The organism is Acidovorax radicis, from assembly GCF_020510705.1.
Classification (GTDB): Bacteria; Pseudomonadota; Gammaproteobacteria; order Burkholderiales; family Burkholderiaceae_C; genus Acidovorax; species Acidovorax radicis_A.
The window spans coordinates 3,509,540-3,528,863 of the sequence record NZ_CP075184.1 but is presented as its reverse complement, the minus strand read 5'-3'; the positions used below and the strand labels follow the sequence as shown (position 1 = coordinate 3,528,863).

The window sequence follows — 19,324 nt, the reverse complement described above, 5'->3', positions numbered from 1 at the left end:
CCAGTCCCCATGGCACCTGGTCTGGCCCAGGGGCAAGCAGTTGGCACTGATTGCCGAGGTGTTTGGGGCGCATTGGGTGGGAGAGGTGGATGGGTTGATGGGGCGGATGGGCTGGCGGTGAGCGCAGCCTGGTCCGCGTGAGCGGTAGACATCGGCCACCTGTATCTGCACCTGTATCGGCATCACCCACGAGTGGCCGCCCGGGCGGTGGCCTTGGCCCTTGAAGGAGGTGGTGAGCCAGTCTTGGGGTCGGTCAGGTCTCGGTCCACCATGCAGTCAATGAAGGCCCTCAATGCCGGTGACGGATGGCGCCGGTTCGAGTAGTACAGGAACAGGCCGGGCTTTGCCACCGACCAATCCGCGAGCACCTGCACCAGCCGCCCCTGGTCGATGTGCTCGTCAACGCGTTGACGATCAAAGGCATAGGCAATGCCCAAACCCTGCACCGCTGCAGCCACGCCGGTGTCCGAGTGGTTGGTCACCAGCGGTCCTTCCACCGCCACCTCCACCCGCTTTCCTTTTTTTTCGAACTCCCAGCGATACGTCCGGCCGTCTACCTGAAGCCGCCAGTTGATGCACGCGTGGCCGTGCAGGTCTGCAGGTGCCTGTGGCGTGCCGCGCTGCGCCAGGTAGTCGGGTGACGCTACAGCGATCATCTTCACGTCCGGGGTCAGCCGTACGGCGATCATGTCCTTGTCCAGCCGGCCGCCTACGCGGATGCCCGCATCAAAGCGGCCCGCGACGATGTCGCTCAGCCCGTCGTCCACCACGATGTCCAGCGCCACATCTGGGTGCTCTTGGTGAAACCGACCAAGCCGTGGTGCGATGACCTGTGTGGCCGCCATGCCCAGCGTGTTGATGCGCAGCGTGCCCCCCATTTGGCCCGCCGCTGCACTGGCCTCGGCAACGGCGTCGGCCATGTCCCGCAACAACGGCGCCATGCGCGCATACAGCTGCGCCCCGGTGGCCGTGGGCGCCACGCTGCGCGTGGTGCGGTTCAACAGCCGCGCTCCCAGCCGGCCTTCAAGCTGGCGGATCGTCTGGCTCAGCGCAGAAGGCGACAGCCCCAGATGCTCCGCCGCGCGCGCAAAGCTTGCGCGCTCCACCACGGCGGCAAAGGCCTTCAGTTCTGCAAAATCCGATCCGCGCATTCTGTATTGCTTTCTACATAGCCTATTCAAATTCTAGGCCATTCACTAATTTATGCTGCAGGCGCATCCTGACGACTTCAGTAACCCAACGACTAACCCAAGGAGATCGTCACCATGACCACTTTGAGCCTCCCCGAACCCATTGCCGCCTACTTTGCAGCCGACCAACAAAAGAACGCCCAAGCGCTTGCGCACTGCTTCACGGCGCACGCCGTCGTCCAGGACGAGGGCCACACCTATTCGGGCATCGACGCCATCAAGGCGTGGAAGGCTGCGGCATCGACCAAGTACACGTACACCACCGAACCCTTTGCGCTGGAGCAGAGCGACGGCCAGCAGGTCGTCACCAGCCGGGTCGAAGGCAACTTCCCCGGCAGCCCGGTTGACCTGCGCTACCGCTTTCGCCTGGAACGCGGCCTGATCGCGTCGCTGCAGATCACCGTATGAGCTTCGATCTTCAATTGCGCGGCCAGCGCGCACTGGTCACGGGCGGCACCAAAGGCGTGGGCGCTGCCGTCGTGCAAGGTTTGGTGGATGCTGGCGTGCAGGTGATGGCTACCGCGCGCTCAAGGCCTGCGCAGCCGACAGACGGCGTGGTGTACGTGCCTGCCGACGTCTCCACCGCCGAGGGCGCTGCACAGGTCGCGCAGGCGGTGCTCGCGCACTGGGGCGGCGTGGACATCCTGGTCAACGTGGTGGGCGGCTCCAGCGCGCCCGGCGGGGGCTTTGCGGCGCTGGACGATGCGCAGTGGTTCAGCGAACTGAACCAGAACCTGATGCCCGCCGTGCGCCTGGACCGCGCCCTGCTGCCCGCCATGCTGGCCCAGGGCTCTGGCGTCATCGTCCACGTCAGCTCTATCCAGCGTGCGCTGCCGCTGCCGCTGCCGCTGCCCGAGTCCACCACCGCCTATGCCGCAGCCAAGACGGCCTTGTCCACCTACAGCAAAGCCTTGTCGAAAGAGGTCACGCCAAAAGGCGTTCGCGTGCTGAGCGTCTCGCCCGGCTGGGTCGAAACCGAAGCCGCCATCGCCCTAGCCGAACGCGTGGCCGCGCAGGCGGGCACGGACTACGAGGGGGGCAAGCAGATCATCATGCAGTCGCTGGGCGGCATCCCGCTGGGCCGCCCCGCCAGGCCGCAGGAGGTGGCTGATCTGATCACCTTTTTGGTGTCACCACGGGCGGGGGCGATATCGGGCTCGGAGCACGTGATTGACGGGGGGACGGTGCCGACGGTGTAGACGTACACGCTGAGCAGGGGTGCGGCCATCGAAGCGCCTCTGTCAAAAAATCAAGGCAAATTGGCCTGATTAGCGACATACCTCAGATTGCGCAGAACAAAGCCCAGCCAGAGGACTCCAACGGACATGCCGAGTTCTCGGCGCCAAGGAGCAAGCGATGTCCATCAACACCATCCAGTTCCAGCGCGGGCTGTCGCTGCCACAATTTCAGTCTCAGTACGGCAGCGATCAGCAGTGCGAGCAGGCCCTGGTGGCCGCCCGCTGGCCCGATGGCTGGCAGTGCGCGCATTGCGGCTGCAAGCGCTTTTTTCACCCCCGCAATGGCACGGGCCGTCTGCTGTGGGAGTGCTTGCTTTGTGGCTACCAAAGCTCATCCATCGTGGGCACTGTGATGGAACACACCCATGTGCCCCTAAAGCTGTGGTTTCTTGCCATGTACCTGCTGACGCAGAACAAGAACGCCATCAGCGCCCTGGCGCTCAAGCGCCAGTTGGGCGTGTCCTACAAAACGGCATGGCTGATGAAGCACAAACTGATGCAGGCCATGGCCCAGCGCGATGCGCGCTACCTGCTGCAAGGGCGGGTGGAGATTGACAATGCCTACCTTGGGGGCGAGCGGGCAGGCCACATCAACGGCGGGCGCCGCGCAGCCAACAAGACGGCCTTCGTCGCCGCAGTGCAGACCAGCGTCGATGGCCGGCCCCTGTACATGCACTTGACGCCTGTGCAGGACTTTACCAACCAGCACATGCGGCAATGGGCACAGGGCCACCTGGCGGCGGGCTGCCACGTGGTCAGCGACGGCACGCGTGCCTTTGCGCAGGTGCAGCAGGCGCAGGCCACGCATGAGCGCCACGTGACTGGAGGTGGGCGCCAGGGGGCGCAGACACCTCAGCTGCGTTGGGTGAACACCTTGCTGGGCAACCTCAAGACCAGCATGGCAGGAACCTATCACTCGTTTGACCACACCAGGTATGCCCAGCGCTACTTGGCCGAGTTCTGCTGGCGATTCAACCGCCGCTTTGATCTGCCTGCCATGCTGCCCAGACTGTTGAAGGCCTTGGTGACTACTGGCCCACTGCCTTTGAAGCTGCTGCAGGTATCTGAGGTAAGTAGCTAATCAGGCAAATTGGTCTCTGGCGCTTATCTGTAAAGCGCTGGAGGCTATTGAATGCATAGCATCTTCGGGCCGCGCTAGAGGTGTGGTCGGTAGGCTGTTCTCGGCCAACACCAGCCGGTGGCAGCCAAAGAAAGCGGACGCTCAATGTTGAAGGTAAGCGGCTTGCCGTAGGCAAGTCCGCTTGAGCGACGGGTTAGAACGCATGGTGGCGCGCCTTATGCAAGCAGCTGACCAAGGCAAAACACCGCAGCGAAAACGACGAGCATTAACACCAGCCCTGCGAGAATGCGGAGCCAAGAAAAGCTCTTTTCTTTGGTGCGGCGCTCGACTGCCTGACTGACAGGATTGCGGAAGATGAGCTCGCCCACGAACTCTGCAGCGATGGTGACAGGAACAGCTAACGCGAAGAGCAGCAGCCAACCGACCCAGGACGTTGGCCGAGCAGGAAACGACTGCAGCAGTGCGAGACCGCCCAGCACCGCGGACAGCAGGACGTACGCAGCGACGAATTTCGGTGCTGGCTTCATGCTTTGCGCTCTAACGCCCAAGGTAAGCGGCGCTGGAAGGAGCGCAGCGACTGAAGGGTACCAACAAGGGCCAGGACAATGGCGAAGCCATGGCCCTTGTTGGCGTCCGCTTGACCGCCCAGTTAGGCGCTGAATTTTGGGCTTTGGCGTTGCACTTCATTGTTGAAGGTGCGCTTTTGAAGCATGGGCTTTGACCTTCCAAGGCTTCAGCCTAAGTTTTAGATGAGCAGTCATGGCAGAGCTTAGGTAGATACCAGACAAATCGTTTCTCGACCTCGTAGGCAACTTGTTGCTCTCTAGCGGTGAAAACAAATGATCTCGTGCAGGATCGGCATTTGCACCGAATCCCTTCGTACTCGGTCACCCGTTCGTCGTAGTGCCCGGTCGTGCGCTGGCTTCTAACCGACCACTGAGTTCGGTCCATAGGGATGTTGGAATCGGCTGTGGACATGTGTGGCCTAACGTAATGTAGACCGCACCAACCCGCAGGCCATATCTGGCGCTTGCGGTCTAAATTGGTACGCGAAAAGCGCCGCAAGGGGCTTGCAGCCTCGCTGTGTGGCACGTATTCTGTATGTAAATACAGTACTAAATTTAGCCATGAAACCCGCCGCCCCTCCTGTGCTGCGCGCCACACGGTTACTAGATCAGGTCCGTGAGCGAATTCGTTACAAACACTATAGCCTGCGCACCGAGCAGGCCTATGTGCAGTGGGTGCGCGTGTTTGTGAAATGGCACGGCTTGCGGCATCCACGAGACATGGGGCAGCTGGAAATCGAAGGTTTTCTGGCCATGTTGGCCAACGAGCGGCGGGTGGCTGCTGCCACGCACAACCAGGCGTTGAGCGCACTGCTCTTCCTCTACCGCGAGGTGTTGGGCATTGACCTGCCATGGCTCGATGGCGTGCAGCGCCCGCGCACGCCCAAGCGCATTCCTTCGGTTTTGACGACGGCCGAGGTGGCGGCACTGCTGTCGGCGTTGTCGGCCGATATGGCCTTGCTGGCACGCCTGCTGTACGGCACCGGCATGCGTCTGATGGAAGGCCTGCGCTTGCGGGTCAAGGACTTGGATCTTGATCGCGGGGTGATCGTGGTGCGCCAAGCCAAGGGCGACAAGGATCGGGTGGTGATGCTGCCGCGCAGTTTGGCCGCCGAACTGCGCCAACAGGTGCTCGCGGCGCGCGCACTGTGGGAGCAAGATCGGCAGGCGCAACGCGGTGGCGTGGAGGTTCCGCATGCACTGGAGGCCAAGTACCCAGGCGTGGGGCAGCGGTGGGGATGGTTCTGGGTGTTCCCCGCTTCATCACTGTCGGTGGACCCGCGCACGGGTGTCTGGCAACGCCATCACGTCTATGAGGAGCGTTTGCAGCGTGCCCTGAAGAAAGCCGTGGCACAGGTGGGCATTTGCAAGCTCGTTTCGGTGCACACCTTGCGCCACAGCTTCGCCAAGCATTTGTTGCAGTCGGGCACCGACATTCGCACAGTGCAGGAACTGCTGGGGCACTCGGACGTGAGCACGACGATGATCTATACCCATGCCCTGAAAGTCGCTGCCGGAGGAGCCTCCAGCCCCTTGGATTCCTTGGCGTTGAACATGCAGCCTGGCTGAATGACGGCTTTGGAGCTTTTAAGCTTTTATCTGGATGGCGGCTCAGGGCGGCAGATTCAACCGGTCGATGCAACACACTAACCACCGCGTAGGCGCAAGGAGTGTTGCAGATGAAACAGCGACCAAGAATCTACTATTCAGATACCCAGAAGGCGCTGATGTGGGAGCGCTGGAAGCAAGGCTGGACGCTGCATGAGATCGGCAAGCTCTTTGATCGCGCCCACTCGTCGATCCATCGGATACTTGCAGAGACGGGCGGATTCCGGCCTGCGCAGCGATCACGTGCAGCAATTGCATTGACGTTGGCAGAGCGCGAGGAGATCTCGCGGGCGATGGTGTCAGGCGAATCGATTCGCTCCATCGCAACGCGGCTCGGGCGAGCACCGTCGACGATCAGCCGAGAGATCAAGCGCAATGGCGGCTGTGATGGCTACCGTGCAACTCAGGCAGATGAAGCGGCTTGGAATCGAGCGCAGCGCCCAAAGCGCTGCAAGCTCAGGCAGAACCGTGCATTGGCCCGGATCGTGGCTCACAAGCTGCGGATGCTGTGGTCGCCGGAGCAAATTGCAGGTTGGCTCAAGCAAACTTATCCTTGCGACGAGAGCCAGCACGTGTCACACGAGACCATCTACCGCAGTCTGTTCATTCAAGCGCGTGGCGCCTTGAAGAAGGAGCTGTTGGAGCACCTCAGACGCACTCGTGGAATGCGCCGATCACGGCACTACACACAGAAGACGGCAATTCACGGAAAGATCGTTGACGCTGTTTCGATCAGCGAGCGCCCCGCTTGCGTCGAGGACCGGGCAGTGCCTGGTCACTGGGAAGGCGACTTGGTCTTTGGCAGTGGCAACAGCCAAATTGCGACACTGGTTGAACGTCAAACGCGATACGTGATGCTGGTGAAGCTGAATGGCAAAGACTCGCAGTCGGTCGTCAAGGCACTCATCAAGAGCGCCAGCAAGCTACCGCAGGAACTGTACAAGTCACTGACCTGGGACAGAGGCTCGGAGATGCATGCTCACAAGCAATTCACGATGGCTACCGACATCCAGGTGTACTTCTGCGACCCGCGAAGCCCATGGCAGCGGGGAAGCAACGAGAACACGAACGGCTTACTCAGGCAGTACATGCCCAAGGGCATGAATCTCTCGGGTCTCTCACAGCTTCAGCTCAACGCCATTGCGAGACAATTGAATGAGAGGCCGCGCAAGACGCTGGGCTTCCACACACCCGCTGAGATGTTCAGCGAATGTGTTGCATCGACCGGTTGAATCTGCCGCCCCGAGCAGGCACTCGCAGCAAACGCTGCGCATCACGCACTGGTTTTCAACACCAGCGCGTGCAGATAATTCAAACCAAATTGGCCTCTAGCGCTTATCCATAAAGCGCTACCAGCTATTCAATCAATAGCATCAACCGCCGATCCCGTAGTCGCGCTTGCGTGGCTGCTGTGCGCCGTCTGCGGGCTGTTTAAACCAGCACGTCCCGGATAGAGGCGTCCTTGTCGAACTGCGCCTTGGCAAACGGGCACAGCGGGACCACCTTGGTGCTTGTGGCCCGCGCCCATTGCACCAGGGCGTCGAGCAGCGCGCGCCCTACACCCTGGCCGCTGAGCGACGGGTCTACCTCGGTGTGGTCCACGATGACCATCGTGGCGTTGGTGCGGCTGTAGGTCATCTCGGCAATGCGCTGACCGCCGTTTTCTACGTAGAAGGCGCCTTTGGCGTCTTGTTCCTGGTGGTGGATGGTGTGTGGCATGGTTGGGTGAATAGGGCCGAGGGGGTTGGCGTTGGAGTATGGCGCAGCAGCTTGTGCCCGCCGCTGCTTGTTGGGGTGGCTGGTTGCTGGGCCGTTGCTTGCTTGTTTGTTTGCTCATGCGCTTTGGGCCCGAAGGCAACGTTCAGCAGCCTGCCATTTTTTACCTACTGCTCGCCAAATGCCTCAGACAGAAACTCTGCCGTGGCGCGCACCCGGGCCGTGCGCTGCAGGTCGGGGTGCATGACTTGCCAGATTTCGTAGTCGGTCGCCCGGCGGCGTTCGGGCCAGATGCGCACCAGGCCTTCGCGCTCGCCCATCCACACCGGCATTTCACCCAGGCCAATGCCCGCCGCCACGCCTTTGCGCACCAGCAGGCTGGAGCGCACGGCCAGCGCGATCCGGGCCTGGCGGGCGGGCACGCCCGCCATGGTCAGAAACGGGTTTTGCTCCAGGTAGGGGGCATAGGCCACCAGGTGGTGGCCGCGCAGTTCGTCCTCTGGCGCGGGCGCGCCAAAGCGCTCGATATAGCCCGCGCTGGCAAACAGGCCAACGGGCCACGACACCACGCGGCGCACCACCAGATCGGGCGCTTCGGGTCGGACATTGCGGAACGCGATGTCCACCTGCCGGCGGCTGAGGCTGAGCAACTGGGTGGAGACCTCCAGGTCCACGCGGATGTGGGGCCAGTGCTGCTGCAGGCGCTCGATGGCGGGCATCAGCAGGTCGATGGCAATCGAGTCGGTGCTGGTCACGCGCACCAGGCCGCCAGGGCTGGCGTCCTGGCCTTCGATGCGGGTGCGCAGGTCCAGGGCCGCGCTTTCCATGCGCCGGGCTGCGGCCAGCGCTGTCTCGCCCGCTGCGGTGAGCAGGTAGCCGTCTTTGGCGCGCAGAAAGAGCTTGGCACCCAGCTCGGCCTCCAGCGCGTTCAGGCGCCGCCCGACCGTGGCCTGGTCCACGCCCAGGCTGCGCGCGGCGGCGCGCAAGGAGGGGGCGCGGGTCAGGGCGAGAAAGATGCGGGTGTCGTCCCAGTTCATGGTGGTCGGGAGGGTGCGGGGGAGAACTAAGTGTGATGCAAATTTGCATCAATGTAGAGCGAAATTGCTGCGTTTAAAACACTGCGAGGCGCCCTATCCTTCGAAGCTTGAAAGAACTGCTTGAGGAGCAACACCCATGTCCACACCCGTGACTGAACACCCCGCAACCACCCAACGCACCATGCAAGCCATCGTGTTCGATGACTTCGGTGGGCCCGAAGTGCTGGTGGCCCGCGAGATACCGACCCCCGAGGTCCGTCCGCACGACTTATTGGTTCGCAATGCTTCCATCGGCGTCAACCGTGCCGACCTGTCGCATCGCAAGGGGGCTTACGGCCGCGCCTACTTTGGCGATGCCGACACCATGGGGCTGGAGATTGCAGGCACGGTGGTGGCGGTAGGGCCTGAGGTGCAGGGCTTTGCCGTGGGCGACCGTGTGATGGGCATCGTGGGCGGTGGCGCCTACGCTGAGGTGTCGCGCATTGACCACCGCATGGCCATGCATGTGCCTGCGGGCATGGACCTGGTGGCGGCTGGCGCCGTGGCCGAGGTGTTTGTGACCGCGCATGAAGCGCTTTTCCACTTGGCCCGTTTGCATGCCGGCGAGTCGGTGCTGATCCATGCAGCGGCGGGCGGCGTGGGCTCTGCCGCCGTGCAATTGGCCCACGCGGCGGGAGCCCGGGTGTTTGCCACGGCGGGTGGTGACAAGCGCGACGCCGTGCTGGCCTGTGGCGCCGATGTGTTCATCGACTACCGCAGCGAAGACTTTCAGGCGGTGGTGGCGCAGGCGACGCAGGGCCGGGGCGTGGATGTGGTGATCGACTTCATTGGTGCCCCGTACCTGGAGCGCAATGTGCGGTCGCTGGCCGAAGGGGGACGCCTGGTGTCCGTGGGCCTGCTCGGTGGCGCGCAGGGGGCTGTCTTGCCGATGGATGCGGTGCTGTACCGCCACCTGCAGATTTTCGGCACGGTGATGAAGTCCCGACCGCCCGAGGTCAAGCAGGCCATGGTGCAGCGGTTTGCGCAGCAGTGGCTGCCAGCCTTGGCCGCAGGGGTGATCCGACCGGTGATCGACAGCACGTTTGCGCTGGCAGACGCCGCGCAGGCCCATCGGCGCATAGAGTCCGGCGCCAGCGTTGGCAAGATCCTGTTGCTGCCGGGAGTGCACTGAGCACACCGGGCGCACCGGGCGCTGTGCCAGGCCTGCGGCCCGTTGGTGGCGCCGCCGCGCCTTTTGTAGCGCAGGCCAGCGCGTCAGCCGGCCTCAGCCCGCTGCGGCGGGCTTGCGGCACCCGGCAAACATGTCCAGCTCTGCGCTGTACGCCTCGGTCTTCACATCCATCAGGCCCAGCACCGAGTGGAAGTAGTAGTCATGGCTCAGGCGCCGTTCGCTCAGGTCTTTGCGCAGGCAATCGGTGCTCAGGTGGGCGCGGCTTTGCATGGCGGGCGACAGCCAGGTGATCCAGGGCACGTGTTTTTGTACGTCGGGTGCAATGGAGTAGGGCAGGCCGTGCAGATAGACATTGTTTTCGCCCAGCGATTCACCATGATCTGCTACATAAATCATAGCTGCTTGCGATTTATTGTCTTGCGCTCCAAGCCAGTTGAGCACTGAGTCGAGAAACTGGTCGGTTTCAACGATGCTGTTGTCGTACGCGTTCACCACCTGCTGGCGGTCACATTCCTGCAAGGCGGTGGATGTGCATTCGGGGGTGAATTTTTTGTTCTCGGGCGCCGAGCGTTTGTAGTAAGCCGGCCCATGGCTGCCCATCTGGTGCATCACGACGACGGTGCCGCGCTGGCGCTGTTCGGCGGGCAGGGCTGCGATGCGCGCGTCCAGGTCCTTGAGCATGACGCGGTCCAGGCACTCGCCGCCAGTGCACAGTGTGGGGTCGGGGGTTGCCGACATGATGGTTTCACCGACGCGGTCACACACGCCCTTGCAGCCGGATTGGTTGTCCAGCCACAGGACGGCCAGCCCGGCGTGGTGCAGCACGTCGACGAGGCTCTCGAAATTGGCAGGCCGCCCTTCATAGCCCTTGCGTCCGAGGTGCGAAAACATGCAGGGCACCGATGCCGCGGTGCTGGTGCCACACGACCACGCATCGTGTGCGCTGATGAGGTCATTGCGCGCCGCGAGCAAGGGGGTGGTGTTGCGCTCATAACCGTTGATGCCAAAGTTGCCGCTGCGTCCCGTTTCACCCAGCACCAGCACCAACAGCGGTGGCTTGGCCTGGTCGGCGTAGCTGGCGCCCAGTTGCGCATCGCGCCCCAGGGGCAGCAGCTTGGTGCTGTCCATGCGCAGCGGCTTGGTGGCGATGTTGCCCAGCGCATAGACGCTGTTGAGCGGGTTGATCAGGTAGCGCAGCTTGGTGTTGTTGCGCATGGAGGACGCGAAATCCTGAAACACCAGGAGCAGGCACGCCACGACAACGACGATGGAGCCCACCAGCAGCAGCCCGTTGTGCCCCACCTGGCGCACCGCGCTCGAGTGCAGCACGGGGCGCCGATACAGCCACACCAGAGGGGGCGCCGCCAAGAGCAACACCGTGCCTGCCATGCGCCAGTTCAGCAGGTCGCCGGCTTCCTTCACGTCGGTCTGGAACACGTTCACCAGCATGCTCGCGTCGATGGCAATGCCATAGGCGAGCATGAAGTAGGCGCCAAATGCCGCCATCAACACCAACACCGCAGCGGCGGGCTTGAGTGTCCACCGCCAGGCCAGCAGGCTCAGCAGGGCCGCATTGCCTGCCGCCACGATGACCACAAACGCCAGCGAAAAGCCCCAACCGCGCAGGCTGCCCTGGCCGGGCAGCCGGGCCACCTCTTGCCACAGTGGCACGTTGCACGCGGTGGCCAGCCAGACGCTGATGAACACCACCACCCAGGCGCGATGCAGGGGACGGCGGGTAGGGGTGGTTTTGGGGGAGGAAGGCTCTGTGCCGGGGGGCGAAGCCAGGAACGGCGAAGGCAGCATGCGCCGCAGGGTTGAAAACATGGCGGGTAGTGTGGGGGCTGATGCTTAAGACTGCGTTAACGCTGCACCACGAACCATGCGTGCATGGTGGGCCAGGTGGTCCTCCATGAACGTCTGAATGAAGTAGTAGCCGTGGTCATAACCCGCGTGGCGGCGTAGCGTGAGGGGCTGACCGATGTGGGCGCAGGCTTCTTCAAACAGATGGGGGTGCAACTGTTGCGCCAGAAACTGGTCAGCCAGGCCCTGGTCAATCAGGATGCCATCGGGGTAAGGGGCCATGGGCTGGTTTTGCATCAGCACGGTGGCGTCGTATTCGCCCCATGCGGTGCGGTCTGCGCCCAGATAGCCGGTGAAGGCCTTTTCGCCCCAGGGGCACTGGCTCGGGGCGCAGATGGGGGCGAAGGCCGATACCGTCTTGAACAGGCCGGGGTGCCGCAACGCCAGCGTGAGGGCTCCATGGCCGCCCATGGAGTGGCCAAAGATACCCAGGCGCTGCGCATCGATGGGCAGGTGCTGGGTGACCAGGGGCAGCAATTCCCGGATGAGGTAGCTTTCCATGCGCCAGTGGGGGCGCCACGGAGCCTGGGTGGCGTCCAGGTAGAAGCCCGCGCCGATACCGAAATCCCAGCTGGCGCTCGCGCCGTCGATGGATTGCACCGCAGGGCCGCGGGGGCTGGTGTCGGGCGCAATCAGCGCCATGCCCATCTCGGCGGCCAGGCGCTGAGCGCCCGCTTTGATCATGAAGGTCTCTTCATTGCAGGTGAGCCCGGCCAGGTAGAGCAGGGCGGGAATTTTGTCGCCTGCCTGGGCGGGGGCCTGGGGCGGCAGGTAGACCGAAAACTTCATCGGCAGCCCGATCTCGCGGGACGCGTGTTGGTAGAAGTTTTGCATTCCGCCGTGGCATGCCTGGGTGCTTAGAAGTTCAAGAGTGCCTGTCATGGGTGCTTTGCTTCAAAAAATGTAGCTGGTTGCGCTGGTAAATAAAGGGTTTCATGCCAATAACATATTGAAAGCCTTATAGCACCAGCGCAAGGTGCTCCTGTTTTTATCAGGTCGCGTTAGTTTCATTTTTTATTGGTGTATTGCTCAGGCGGCGTATTTGATCACCGAGCGGATCGACTTGCCTTCGTGCATCAGGTCAAAGGCTGCGTTGATGTCCTTGAGGCCCATGGTGTGGGTCACAAAGGGCTCCAGCTGGATCTTGCCGGCCATGGCGTCTTCGACCATGCCAGGCAATTCGCTGCGGCCCTTGACGCCGCCAAACGCCGTGCCCATCCACTTGCGGCCGGTGACGAGCTGGAAGGGGCGGGTGCTGATCTCTTGCCCAGCGCCTGCCACGCCGATGATGACGCTCTGGCCCCAGCCACGGTGCGCGCATTCGAGTGCGGCACGCATCACGTTGACGTTGCCAATGCACTCGAAGCTGTGGTCCACGCCCCAGGTGGTCATCTCCACAATCACTTGCTGGATGGGTTTGTCGAAGTCCTTGGGGTTCACGCAGTCGGTGGCGCCAAAGGTGCGGGCCAGGTCGAACTTGGAGGGGTTGGTGTCCACCGCGATGATGCGGCCCGCCTTGGCGATTTTTGCGCCCTGGATAACGGCCAGCCCAATGCCGCCCAGGCCAAACACGGCCACCGTGTCGCCCTCTTGCACCTTGGCCGTGTTCTTGACGGCGCCCAGGCCCGTGGTCACGCCGCAGCCCAGCAGGCACACCTGCTCGGGGTTGGCGTTGGGGTTGACCTTGGCCAGCGACACCTCGGCCACCACGGTGTATTCGCTGAAGGTGCTGCAGCCCATGTAGTGGTAGATGGGCTGGCCGTTGTAGCTGAAACGGGTGGTGCCGTCGGGCATCACGCCCTTGCCCTGCGTGGCTCGCACGGCCACGCACAGGTTGGTCTTGCCGCTTTTGCAAAACAGGCATTCGCCGCATTCGGCGGTGTAGAGTGGGATCACATGGTCGCCGGGCTTCACGCTGGTCACACCTTCGCCCACCTCCACCACGATGCCAGCGCCTTCATGGCCCAGCACCACGGGGAACAGGCCTTCGGGGTCTTCGCCGCTGAGTGTGAAGGCGTCGGTATGGCACACGCCGGTGTCGGTGATGCGGATCAGCACCTCGCCCTTTTGGGGCGGGGCGACGTCGATCTCGACGATTTGCAGGGGTTCTCCGGCCTTGAAGGCCACGGCGGCTTTGGATTTGATGGTCATGATGGTGTGGGTCCCTGTTTGGAAATGGCGGGGTGCCGCAGGTGCGTGGCGCGGGCGCTGGTGGAGCGACAACATCCGGCGCGTTGCGGGTAAACCGCCACTGTAGGCCAAGTGGCGCGCCCGCAAACGCCCATGGCCGCGTACCCAGGGGTTATGGCCGAATTTCAAGGGTGGAGCCTTTGGCGGTCATGCGAGCCGCCTGGCCCGTATAGTCAGGCGCCTTTGGCCCGGCCCGCGTGGTGGGTGCGCAGGTGCAACAGTATTTGCATCTGCCGCCCGCTTTGGAGCAGCGGCGCCAGGTGTCTTTTGTGATTGCACCGTGCGTATAGAAAACCATCCTCCCCATGCTGGCGCGCATCGCGTCGATCTTGTTGTGTACCCCGGCTTCAAAGCGCTCGAAGCGGTGGGCCCGATGTCGGTGTTTGATTACGCCAACGTGCATCTGCGCAAGCGTGGCCGCCCGGACGGGTATGTGGTGCGTGTGGTGGCTGAGCAGGCCGGCTCCGTGCGGTCAGACACGTTGATGGCCCTGGATGCCACCGCATCGCTGGCTGACCTGGACCGCGGCGGGGTGGGCTGCACCGTCATTTTTGTGGGCTCGCGCAATATTGAGCAGGCACTGGCGGCCTCGCCGGGCCTAGTGACCTGGGCGGCGCGCGTGGCCCCGCAGGTGGCCCGCATGATCGCGCTGTGTTCGGGCAGTTTTTTTCTGGCGGCAGCCGGCTTGCTGGATGGCCGGCGCGCAGCCACCCACTGGAGCGTGACCACGTTGCTGCAACAGCGGTATCCGGCCATTGACGTGGACGCCGATGCTATCTACGTGCGCGACGGCTCGTTGTGGACATCGGCGGGTGTGACCGCCGGGATCGACTTGGCCTTGGCGCTGGTGGAAGAGGATTTTGGCCACGCGCTGGCGCTGGAGGTGGCCCGCGATCTGGTGGTGTACCTCAAGCGTCCGGGCGGGCAATCGCAGTTCAGCGTGCAACTGGCCAGCCAGAGCACGGGGCACCGGGATATTCAGGCGGTGCAGAGCTGGGTGCTGCAGCACCTCGCCGAGCCGATGCCTATTGCCGCCATGGCCGCGCGTGCTGCCATGAGCGAGCGGCATTTTCGGCGCGTGTTCGCACAAGAGACGGGCCAGGCACCTTCGGCCTTTGTCGAGGCGGCCCGGCTCGAGGGCGCCCGCCGCTTGCTGGAGTCGCACGCCAGCTTGCCGCTCAAGGCCGTTGCCGCCCGTGTGGGCCTCGGGTCAGAGCAGGTGCTGCGGCACTTGTTTGTGCGGCTTCTGGGCATCACGCCGCAGGCCTATCGGGAGCGGTTTGGTGGAGGGGCGCGGCGCTGAATCCAGCCATGAAAAAAGCCCGCAGGCAGTGCCTGCGGGCTTGATCATCACCGGTGGTGGGCGGCAGGGGCCACACCTATCGCACCCATCAACGCTTGGCGACGGTGCCGATGTCGCGGCGCTCTGAGCCCGTGAACAGCTGGCGAGGACGGCCGATCTTGTACTCGGGGTCGCCAATCATTTCATTGAGCTGGGCAATCCAGCCCACGGTGCGGGCCAGGGCAAACACGCCGGTGAACAGGTTCACAGGGATGCCAATGGCGCGCTGCACGATGCCCGAGTAGAAATCCACATTGGGGTACAGCTTGCGCGACACGAAGTATTCGTCTTCCAGGGCGATCTTTTCCAGCTCTTTGGCGAGCTTGAACAGCGGGTCGTTTTCCAGGCCCAGCTCGGCCAGGACTTCGTTGCAGGTTTCCTGCATGAGCTTGGCGCGGGGGTCGTAGTTCTTGTACACGCGGTGGCCAAAACCCATGAGCTTGACGCCGGAGTTCTTGTCCTTGACCTGCTTGATGAATTCGCCGATCTTTTCCACGCCGCCCTGGGCCTGGATGTCGTGCAGCATGTTCAGCGCAGCTTCGTTGGCGCCACCGTGTGCAGGGCCCCACAGGCAGGCCACGCCAGCCGCAATGGCGGCAAACGGGTTGGTGCCCGACGAACCGCACAGGCGCACGGTAGAGGTCGAAGCGTTTTGCTCGTGGTCTGCGTGCAGGATGAAGATGCGGTCCAGTGCGCGTTCGAGCACGGGGTTGACCTTGTACTCTTCGCAGGGCGTGCCGAACATCATGCGCAGGAAGTTGCCGGCATAGCTCAGGTCGTTCTGTGGGTACATGTAAGGCTGGCCCATGCCGTACTTGTAAGCCATGGAGACCAGCGTGGGCATCTTGGCGATCAGGCGGATGGCGGCAATCTCGCGGTGCTTCGGATTGTTGATGTCCGTGCTGTCATGGTAGAAGGCCGACAGGGCGCCCACCAGGCCGGTCAGCACCGCCATGGGGTGTGCGTCACGGCGAAAGCCGCGCAGGAAAAACTGCATCTGCTCGTTGACCATCGTGTGGTTGGTCACGAGCTTGTGGAAGTCCGTGCGCTCCGATTCATTCGGCAATTCACCGTTGAGCAGCAGGTAGCAGGTGTCGAGGTAATCACACTTGGTGGCCAGCTGTTCGATGGGGTAGCCGCGATACAGCAACTCACCCTTGTCACCGTCGATGTAGGTGATGGCCGACTGCGTTGCCGCCGTGGACAGGAAGCCGGGGTCATAGGTAAACATGCCCGTTTGCGCATACAGCTTGCGGATATCAATGACATCCGGACCAATGCTGCCCTGGTAGACCGGCAGATCCACGCTGGGGCTGCCGTTGCTGAAGGACAGGGTGGCTTTGTTGTCAGCTAGCTTCATTGTTACTTTCCTTGGGGGGGTGGTTGCCGATATTGATGCGGTCGTGCGGCGTGGTGGCTATGTCAGGCCGGCAGCGGGGTCGAGACGCCGTTGCGCTCTCGCAGCATGCCCAGCACTTCACGTACTTCTTCCGTGTCTTGCTCGCCGTGGGGCTCGCGCCGCCGCAGCAACAGATCCAGCAAGTCGTTGTCAGCCAGATCCATCAGCGAGAGCATGCCCGTGGCATGGCGCGTGGTCAGCGTTGATTCGTAGCGGTTGAAAAACTGCTCGATGAACAGATCATTTTCAAGCAGGCCGCGCCGGCAACGCCAGTGCAGCTTGCTCAACTCACGCTCACCCAGCAGCGCGCAAGGCGCTGCCGACGTGATGGATGTGGTGGACAGTGATTCCATGGCCCGGCGTTCAGTGGGTGACAAGGGTCAGATGGCGCGACGCACCATCAGTTCCTTGATCTTGCCAATGGCCTTGGTGGGGTTCAGGCCCTTGGGGCACACATCCACGCAATTCATGATCGAGTGGCAGCGGAACAGGCGGTACGGGTCTTCCAGGTTGTCCAGGCGCTCGCCCGTGGCTTCGTCGCGGCTGTCCGCCAGAAACCGGTAGGCCTGCAACAAGCCCGCAGGGCCCACGAACTTATCGGGATTCCACCAGAAGCTGGGGCAGCTGGTGGAGCAGCTAGCGCACAGGATGCACTCATACAGGCCGTCCAGCTCTTCACGCTCTTCAGGCGACTGCAGGCGCTCCGTTTCGGGGGGCAGGCTGTCGTTGATCAGGTAGGGCTTGATCGAGTTGTACTGCTTGAAGAACTGCGTCATGTCCACGATCAGGTCGCGGATCACCGGCAGACCAGGCAGAGGCTTCAAGGTGATGACGCCTGGCAGCGTGTTCATGTTGGTCAGGCAGGCCAGACCATTTTTGCCATTGATGTTCATGGCGTCGGAGCCGCAGACGCCTTCGCGGCAGGAGCGGCGGAACGACAGGGCAGGGTCTTGTTCCTTGAGCTTGATCAGGGCGTCCAGCAACATGCGCTCGTGGCCGTCGAGTTCGATCTCGATGGTTTGCATGTAAGGCTTGGCGTCTTTGTCCGGATCGTAGCGATAGATTTGGAATGTGCGTTTCATGTTGCTTCTCTCGTGGGGCGACCTGGTTAGAACGTCCGGACTTTGGGTGGAATGCTGTCCACGGTCAGTGGCTTGAGGGTCACCGGCTTGTAGGTGAGGCTGTTGCTGGCGCTGTGCCACAGCGTGTGCTTGAGCCAGTTGACATCGTCGCGGCCCAGCGGTGCCGTGGGGTGATCGGCAGGGTGCTCGTAGTCATACACCGTGTGGGCACCACGGCATTCCTTGCGTGCGGCTGCGGACACCATGGTGGCCTGCGCCACTTCGATCAGGTTGTCCACTTCCAGTGCCTCGATGCGAGCTGTGTTGAACACCTTGGACTTGTCTTGCAGCGTGACGCCACCGACGCGTTCGCGCAGGGCCGCGATCTTGTGCACGCCTTCGTCCATGCTGGCCTGGGTGCGGAACACACCAGCATGCTGTTGCATGGTTGCGCGAATGTCGCCCGCGAGTGCCTGAGAATAGACACCTGCCGTCGAGTTTTCGAGCTGGTTCAGGCGCTCCAGGGTGCGGTCAGCCGCATCGGCTGGCAAAGGCTTGTGTTCCTTGTGCTTGGAGTTGAACTCGACGATGTGGCGGCCAGCGGCCTTGCCAAACACCAGCAGGTCCAGCAACGAGTTGGTGCCCAGACGGTTGGCGCCGTGCACGCTGACGGCCGAGCATTCGCCGACTGCGTACAGGCCATTGACCACAACGTTGCTCGTGCCGTTGTGCGAGACAACCTGGCCGTGGATGTTGGTCGGAACGCCACCCATCTGGTAATGGATGGTGGGCACCACAGGAATTGGTTCCTTGGTGATGTCCACGTTGGCGAAATTGACCCCAATTTCATACACCGACGGCAGGCGCTTGTGGATGGTTTCGGAGCCCAGGTGGTCGAGCTTGAGGAGCACGTAGTCCTTGTTGGGGCCGCAACCACGGCCTTCCTTGATTTCCTGGTCCATCGAGCGGGACACGAAATCGCGGGGCGCCAGATCCTTCAATGTGGGCGCATAGCGCTCCATGAAGCGCTCGCCGTTGCTGTTGAGCAGGATGGCGCCTTCACCACGGCAGCCTTCGGTCAGCAACACGCCAGCACCAGCCACGCCGGTGGGGTGGAACTGCCAGAACTCCATATCCTGCAGCGGGATGCCAGCACGTGCTGCCATGCCCAGGCCGTCACCAGTGTTGATGAACGCATTGGTGGAGGCCGCAAAAATGCGGCCCGCGCCACCCGTGGCCAGCAGCACGGTCTTGGCTTCGAGGATATACAGATCGCCCGTTTCCATTTCGAGCGCCGTCACGCCCACCACATCGCCGTCGGCGTCACGGATCAGGTCCAAGGCCATCCACTCGACGAAGAAGTTGGTCTTGGCCTTGACGTTTTGCTGGTACAGCGTATGCAGCATGGCGTGGCCCGTGCGGTCGGCTGCGGCGCAGGCACGTTGCACGGGCTTTTCGCCGTAGTTCGCAGTGTGGCCACCAAACGGGCGTTGGTAGATCGTGCCGTCAGGGTTGCGGTCGAACGGCATGCCGAAATGTTCGAGCTCATACACCACCTTGGGTGCTTCGCGGCACATGAACTCAACGGCGTCCTGGTCGCTGAGCCAGTCTCCGCCCTTGATGGTGTCGTAGAAGTGATAGTGCCAATTGTCCTCGCTCATGTTGCCCAGCGAGGCGCTCACGCCACCCTGTGCCGCCACGGTGTGCGAGCGGGTGGGAAACACTTTGGACAACGAGGCCACGTTCAGGCCGGCGTTGGAGAGTTCGAGTGCGGCGCGCATGCCGGAGCCGCCAGCGCCGATGATGACGACGTCGAACTTGCGCTTGGTGATGTTGGCTTTTGTATAGCTCATTGTGTACCT

Annotated in this window: 19 protein-coding genes; 7 read left to right on the top strand and 12 right to left on the bottom strand. The window is 62.7% G+C overall.

Annotated elements, in window-relative coordinates:
* Nucleotides 1-182 precede the first annotated feature (182 nt).
* Nucleotides 183-1,151 carry a LysR family transcriptional regulator gene (locus tag KI609_RS16145; protein ID WP_226444593.1) on the bottom strand — a complete coding sequence of 323 codons (969 nt, stop codon included), beginning with the start codon at nucleotides 1,149-1,151 and terminating at the stop codon, nucleotides 183-185.
* A gap of 114 nt (nucleotides 1,152-1,265) precedes the next feature.
* Here KI609_RS16145 and KI609_RS16140 point away from each other — a divergent pair, with 114 nt between their 5' ends.
* The 3 genes from KI609_RS16140 (at nucleotide 1,266) to KI609_RS16130 (ending at nucleotide 3,509) form a co-directional block, all read left to right on the top strand.
* Entirely contained in the window at nucleotides 1,266-1,598 is a 333-nt protein-coding gene (locus KI609_RS16140; RefSeq protein WP_226444592.1) for a nuclear transport factor 2 family protein, read from the top strand.
* Nucleotides 1,595-2,389 (top strand): SDR family oxidoreductase, encoded by a 795-nt coding sequence (locus KI609_RS16135; protein WP_226444591.1) that lies wholly within the window; start codon nucleotides 1,595-1,597, stop codon nucleotides 2,387-2,389. The genes KI609_RS16140 and KI609_RS16135 overlap by 4 nt, the downstream gene beginning before the upstream one ends.
* A gap of 157 nt (nucleotides 2,390-2,546) precedes the next feature.
* The gene (locus tag KI609_RS16130) at nucleotides 2,547-3,509 is read left to right on the top strand and encodes an IS1595 family transposase (protein WP_226444590.1); all 963 of its coding nucleotides are present in this window, start codon (nucleotides 2,547-2,549) and stop codon (nucleotides 3,507-3,509) included.
* Between the two features lie 215 nt (nucleotides 3,510-3,724).
* On the opposite strand, the gene KI609_RS16125 is transcribed toward KI609_RS16130, so the two are convergent.
* Together KI609_RS16125 and KI609_RS23060 are read right to left on the bottom strand one after the other, a co-directional pair.
* Nucleotides 3,725-4,036, bottom strand: a complete 312-nt coding sequence (locus tag KI609_RS16125) for a hypothetical protein (RefSeq protein WP_226444589.1) — start codon at nucleotides 4,034-4,036, stop codon at nucleotides 3,725-3,727.
* A 211-nt stretch (nucleotides 4,037-4,247) separates the two neighbouring features.
* Complete coding sequence (locus tag KI609_RS23060; RefSeq protein ID WP_226450480.1) at nucleotides 4,248-4,460, bottom strand: zinc-ribbon domain containing protein; 213 nt, start codon at nucleotides 4,458-4,460, stop codon at nucleotides 4,248-4,250.
* A gap of 176 nt (nucleotides 4,461-4,636) precedes the next feature.
* Here KI609_RS23060 and KI609_RS16115 point away from each other — a divergent pair, with 176 nt between their 5' ends.
* Nucleotides 4,637-5,644 carry an integron integrase gene (locus KI609_RS16115; protein ID WP_226444588.1) on the top strand — a complete coding sequence of 336 codons (1,008 nt, stop codon included), beginning with the start codon at nucleotides 4,637-4,639 and terminating at the stop codon, nucleotides 5,642-5,644.
* A gap of 110 nt (nucleotides 5,645-5,754) precedes the next feature.
* Nucleotides 5,755-6,915, top strand: a complete 1,161-nt coding sequence (locus tag KI609_RS16110; RefSeq protein ID WP_226450124.1) for an IS30 family transposase — start codon at nucleotides 5,755-5,757, stop codon at nucleotides 6,913-6,915.
* A gap of 199 nt (nucleotides 6,916-7,114) precedes the next feature.
* On the opposite strand, the gene KI609_RS16105 is transcribed toward KI609_RS16110, so the two are convergent.
* On the bottom strand, nucleotides 7,115-7,402 hold the full coding sequence (locus KI609_RS16105) for a GNAT family N-acetyltransferase (RefSeq protein WP_226444587.1): 288 nt from the start codon (nucleotides 7,400-7,402) through the stop codon (nucleotides 7,115-7,117).
* Between the two features lie 164 nt (nucleotides 7,403-7,566).
* Nucleotides 7,567-8,436 (bottom strand): LysR family transcriptional regulator, encoded by an 870-nt coding sequence (locus tag KI609_RS16100; protein ID WP_226444586.1) that lies wholly within the window; start codon nucleotides 8,434-8,436, stop codon nucleotides 7,567-7,569.
* 181 nt (nucleotides 8,437-8,617) lie between these two features.
* Here KI609_RS16100 and KI609_RS16095 point away from each other — a divergent pair, with 181 nt between their 5' ends.
* A complete protein-coding gene (locus KI609_RS16095) occupies nucleotides 8,618-9,607 on the top strand; it encodes an NAD(P)H-quinone oxidoreductase (protein WP_226450478.1) in 990 nt (329 codons plus the stop codon).
* A 93-nt stretch (nucleotides 9,608-9,700) separates the two neighbouring features.
* Here KI609_RS16095 and KI609_RS16090 read toward each other — a convergent pair whose 3' ends face one another.
* The 3 genes from KI609_RS16090 to KI609_RS16080 form a co-directional block, all read right to left on the bottom strand.
* On the bottom strand, nucleotides 9,701-11,434 hold the full coding sequence (locus KI609_RS16090) for a phosphoethanolamine transferase (protein ID WP_226444585.1): 1,734 nt from the start codon (nucleotides 11,432-11,434) through the stop codon (nucleotides 9,701-9,703).
* 24 nt (nucleotides 11,435-11,458) lie between these two features.
* Nucleotides 11,459-12,352, bottom strand: a complete 894-nt coding sequence (gene fghA, locus KI609_RS16085; RefSeq protein ID WP_226444584.1) for an S-formylglutathione hydrolase — start codon at nucleotides 12,350-12,352, stop codon at nucleotides 11,459-11,461.
* A gap of 147 nt (nucleotides 12,353-12,499) precedes the next feature.
* Nucleotides 12,500-13,615 carry an S-(hydroxymethyl)glutathione dehydrogenase/class III alcohol dehydrogenase gene (locus tag KI609_RS16080; RefSeq protein ID WP_226450476.1) on the bottom strand — a complete coding sequence of 372 codons (1,116 nt, stop codon included), beginning with the start codon at nucleotides 13,613-13,615 and terminating at the stop codon, nucleotides 12,500-12,502.
* 331 nt (nucleotides 13,616-13,946) lie between these two features.
* Here KI609_RS16080 and KI609_RS16075 point away from each other — a divergent pair, with 331 nt between their 5' ends.
* Nucleotides 13,947-14,963 (top strand): GlxA family transcriptional regulator, encoded by a 1,017-nt coding sequence (locus tag KI609_RS16075; RefSeq protein WP_226450474.1) that lies wholly within the window; start codon nucleotides 13,947-13,949, stop codon nucleotides 14,961-14,963.
* Between the two features lie 88 nt (nucleotides 14,964-15,051).
* Here KI609_RS16075 and KI609_RS16070 read toward each other — a convergent pair whose 3' ends face one another.
* From KI609_RS16070 to sdhA, 4 genes are all read right to left on the bottom strand, one after another.
* A complete protein-coding gene (locus KI609_RS16070) occupies nucleotides 15,052-16,362 on the bottom strand; it encodes a citrate synthase (protein WP_226444583.1) in 1,311 nt (436 codons plus the stop codon).
* A gap of 62 nt (nucleotides 16,363-16,424) precedes the next feature.
* Nucleotides 16,425-16,754: a succinate dehydrogenase assembly factor 2 gene (locus KI609_RS16065; RefSeq protein WP_226444582.1), complete on the bottom strand. Its 330-nt coding sequence runs from the start codon at nucleotides 16,752-16,754 to the stop codon at nucleotides 16,425-16,427.
* 27 nt (nucleotides 16,755-16,781) lie between these two features.
* Nucleotides 16,782-17,483, bottom strand: a complete 702-nt coding sequence (locus KI609_RS16060; RefSeq protein ID WP_226444581.1) for a succinate dehydrogenase iron-sulfur subunit — start codon at nucleotides 17,481-17,483, stop codon at nucleotides 16,782-16,784.
* Nucleotides 17,484-17,509: 26 nt separating this feature from the next.
* Nucleotides 17,510-19,315 carry a succinate dehydrogenase flavoprotein subunit gene (sdhA, locus tag KI609_RS16055; RefSeq protein WP_226444580.1) on the bottom strand — a complete coding sequence of 602 codons (1,806 nt, stop codon included), beginning with the start codon at nucleotides 19,313-19,315 and terminating at the stop codon, nucleotides 17,510-17,512.
* Nucleotides 19,316-19,324: the final 9 nt, after the last annotated feature.

Excerpts from the sequence above, each read along its gene's own strand:
- KI609_RS16145 (WP_226444593.1), bottom strand. The coding sequence starts at position 1,151 with ATGCGCGGATCGGATTTTGCAGAACTGAAGGCCTTTGCCGCCGTGGTG.
- KI609_RS16140 (WP_226444592.1), top strand. The coding sequence starts at position 1,266 with ATGACCACTTTGAGCCTCCCCGAACCCATTGCCGCCTACTTTGCAGCC.
- KI609_RS16135 (WP_226444591.1), top strand. The coding sequence starts at position 1,595 with ATGAGCTTCGATCTTCAATTGCGCGGCCAGCGCGCACTGGTCACGGGC.
- KI609_RS16130 (WP_226444590.1), top strand. The coding sequence starts at position 2,547 with ATGTCCATCAACACCATCCAGTTCCAGCGCGGGCTGTCGCTGCCACAA.
- KI609_RS16125 (WP_226444589.1), bottom strand. The coding sequence starts at position 4,036 with ATGAAGCCAGCACCGAAATTCGTCGCTGCGTACGTCCTGCTGTCCGCG.
- KI609_RS23060 (WP_226450480.1), bottom strand. The coding sequence starts at position 4,460 with ATGGACCGAACTCAGTGGTCGGTTAGAAGCCAGCGCACGACCGGGCAC.
- KI609_RS16115 (WP_226444588.1), top strand. The coding sequence starts at position 4,637 with ATGAAACCCGCCGCCCCTCCTGTGCTGCGCGCCACACGGTTACTAGAT.
- KI609_RS16110 (WP_226450124.1), top strand. The coding sequence starts at position 5,755 with ATGAAACAGCGACCAAGAATCTACTATTCAGATACCCAGAAGGCGCTG.
- KI609_RS16105 (WP_226444587.1), bottom strand. The coding sequence starts at position 7,402 with ATGCCACACACCATCCACCACCAGGAACAAGACGCCAAAGGCGCCTTC.
- KI609_RS16100 (WP_226444586.1), bottom strand. The coding sequence starts at position 8,436 with ATGAACTGGGACGACACCCGCATCTTTCTCGCCCTGACCCGCGCCCCC.
- KI609_RS16095 (WP_226450478.1), top strand. The coding sequence starts at position 8,618 with ATGCAAGCCATCGTGTTCGATGACTTCGGTGGGCCCGAAGTGCTGGTG.
- KI609_RS16090 (WP_226444585.1), bottom strand. The coding sequence starts at position 11,434 with ATGTTTTCAACCCTGCGGCGCATGCTGCCTTCGCCGTTCCTGGCTTCG.
- fghA (WP_226444584.1), bottom strand. The coding sequence starts at position 12,352 with ATGACAGGCACTCTTGAACTTCTAAGCACCCAGGCATGCCACGGCGGA.
- KI609_RS16070 (WP_226444583.1), bottom strand. The coding sequence starts at position 16,362 with ATGAAGCTAGCTGACAACAAAGCCACCCTGTCCTTCAGCAACGGCAGC.
- KI609_RS16065 (WP_226444582.1), bottom strand. The coding sequence starts at position 16,754 with ATGGAATCACTGTCCACCACATCCATCACGTCGGCAGCGCCTTGCGCG.
- KI609_RS16060 (WP_226444581.1), bottom strand. The coding sequence starts at position 17,483 with ATGAAACGCACATTCCAAATCTATCGCTACGATCCGGACAAAGACGCC.
- sdhA (WP_226444580.1), bottom strand. The coding sequence starts at position 19,315 with ATGAGCTATACAAAAGCCAACATCACCAAGCGCAAGTTCGACGTCGTC.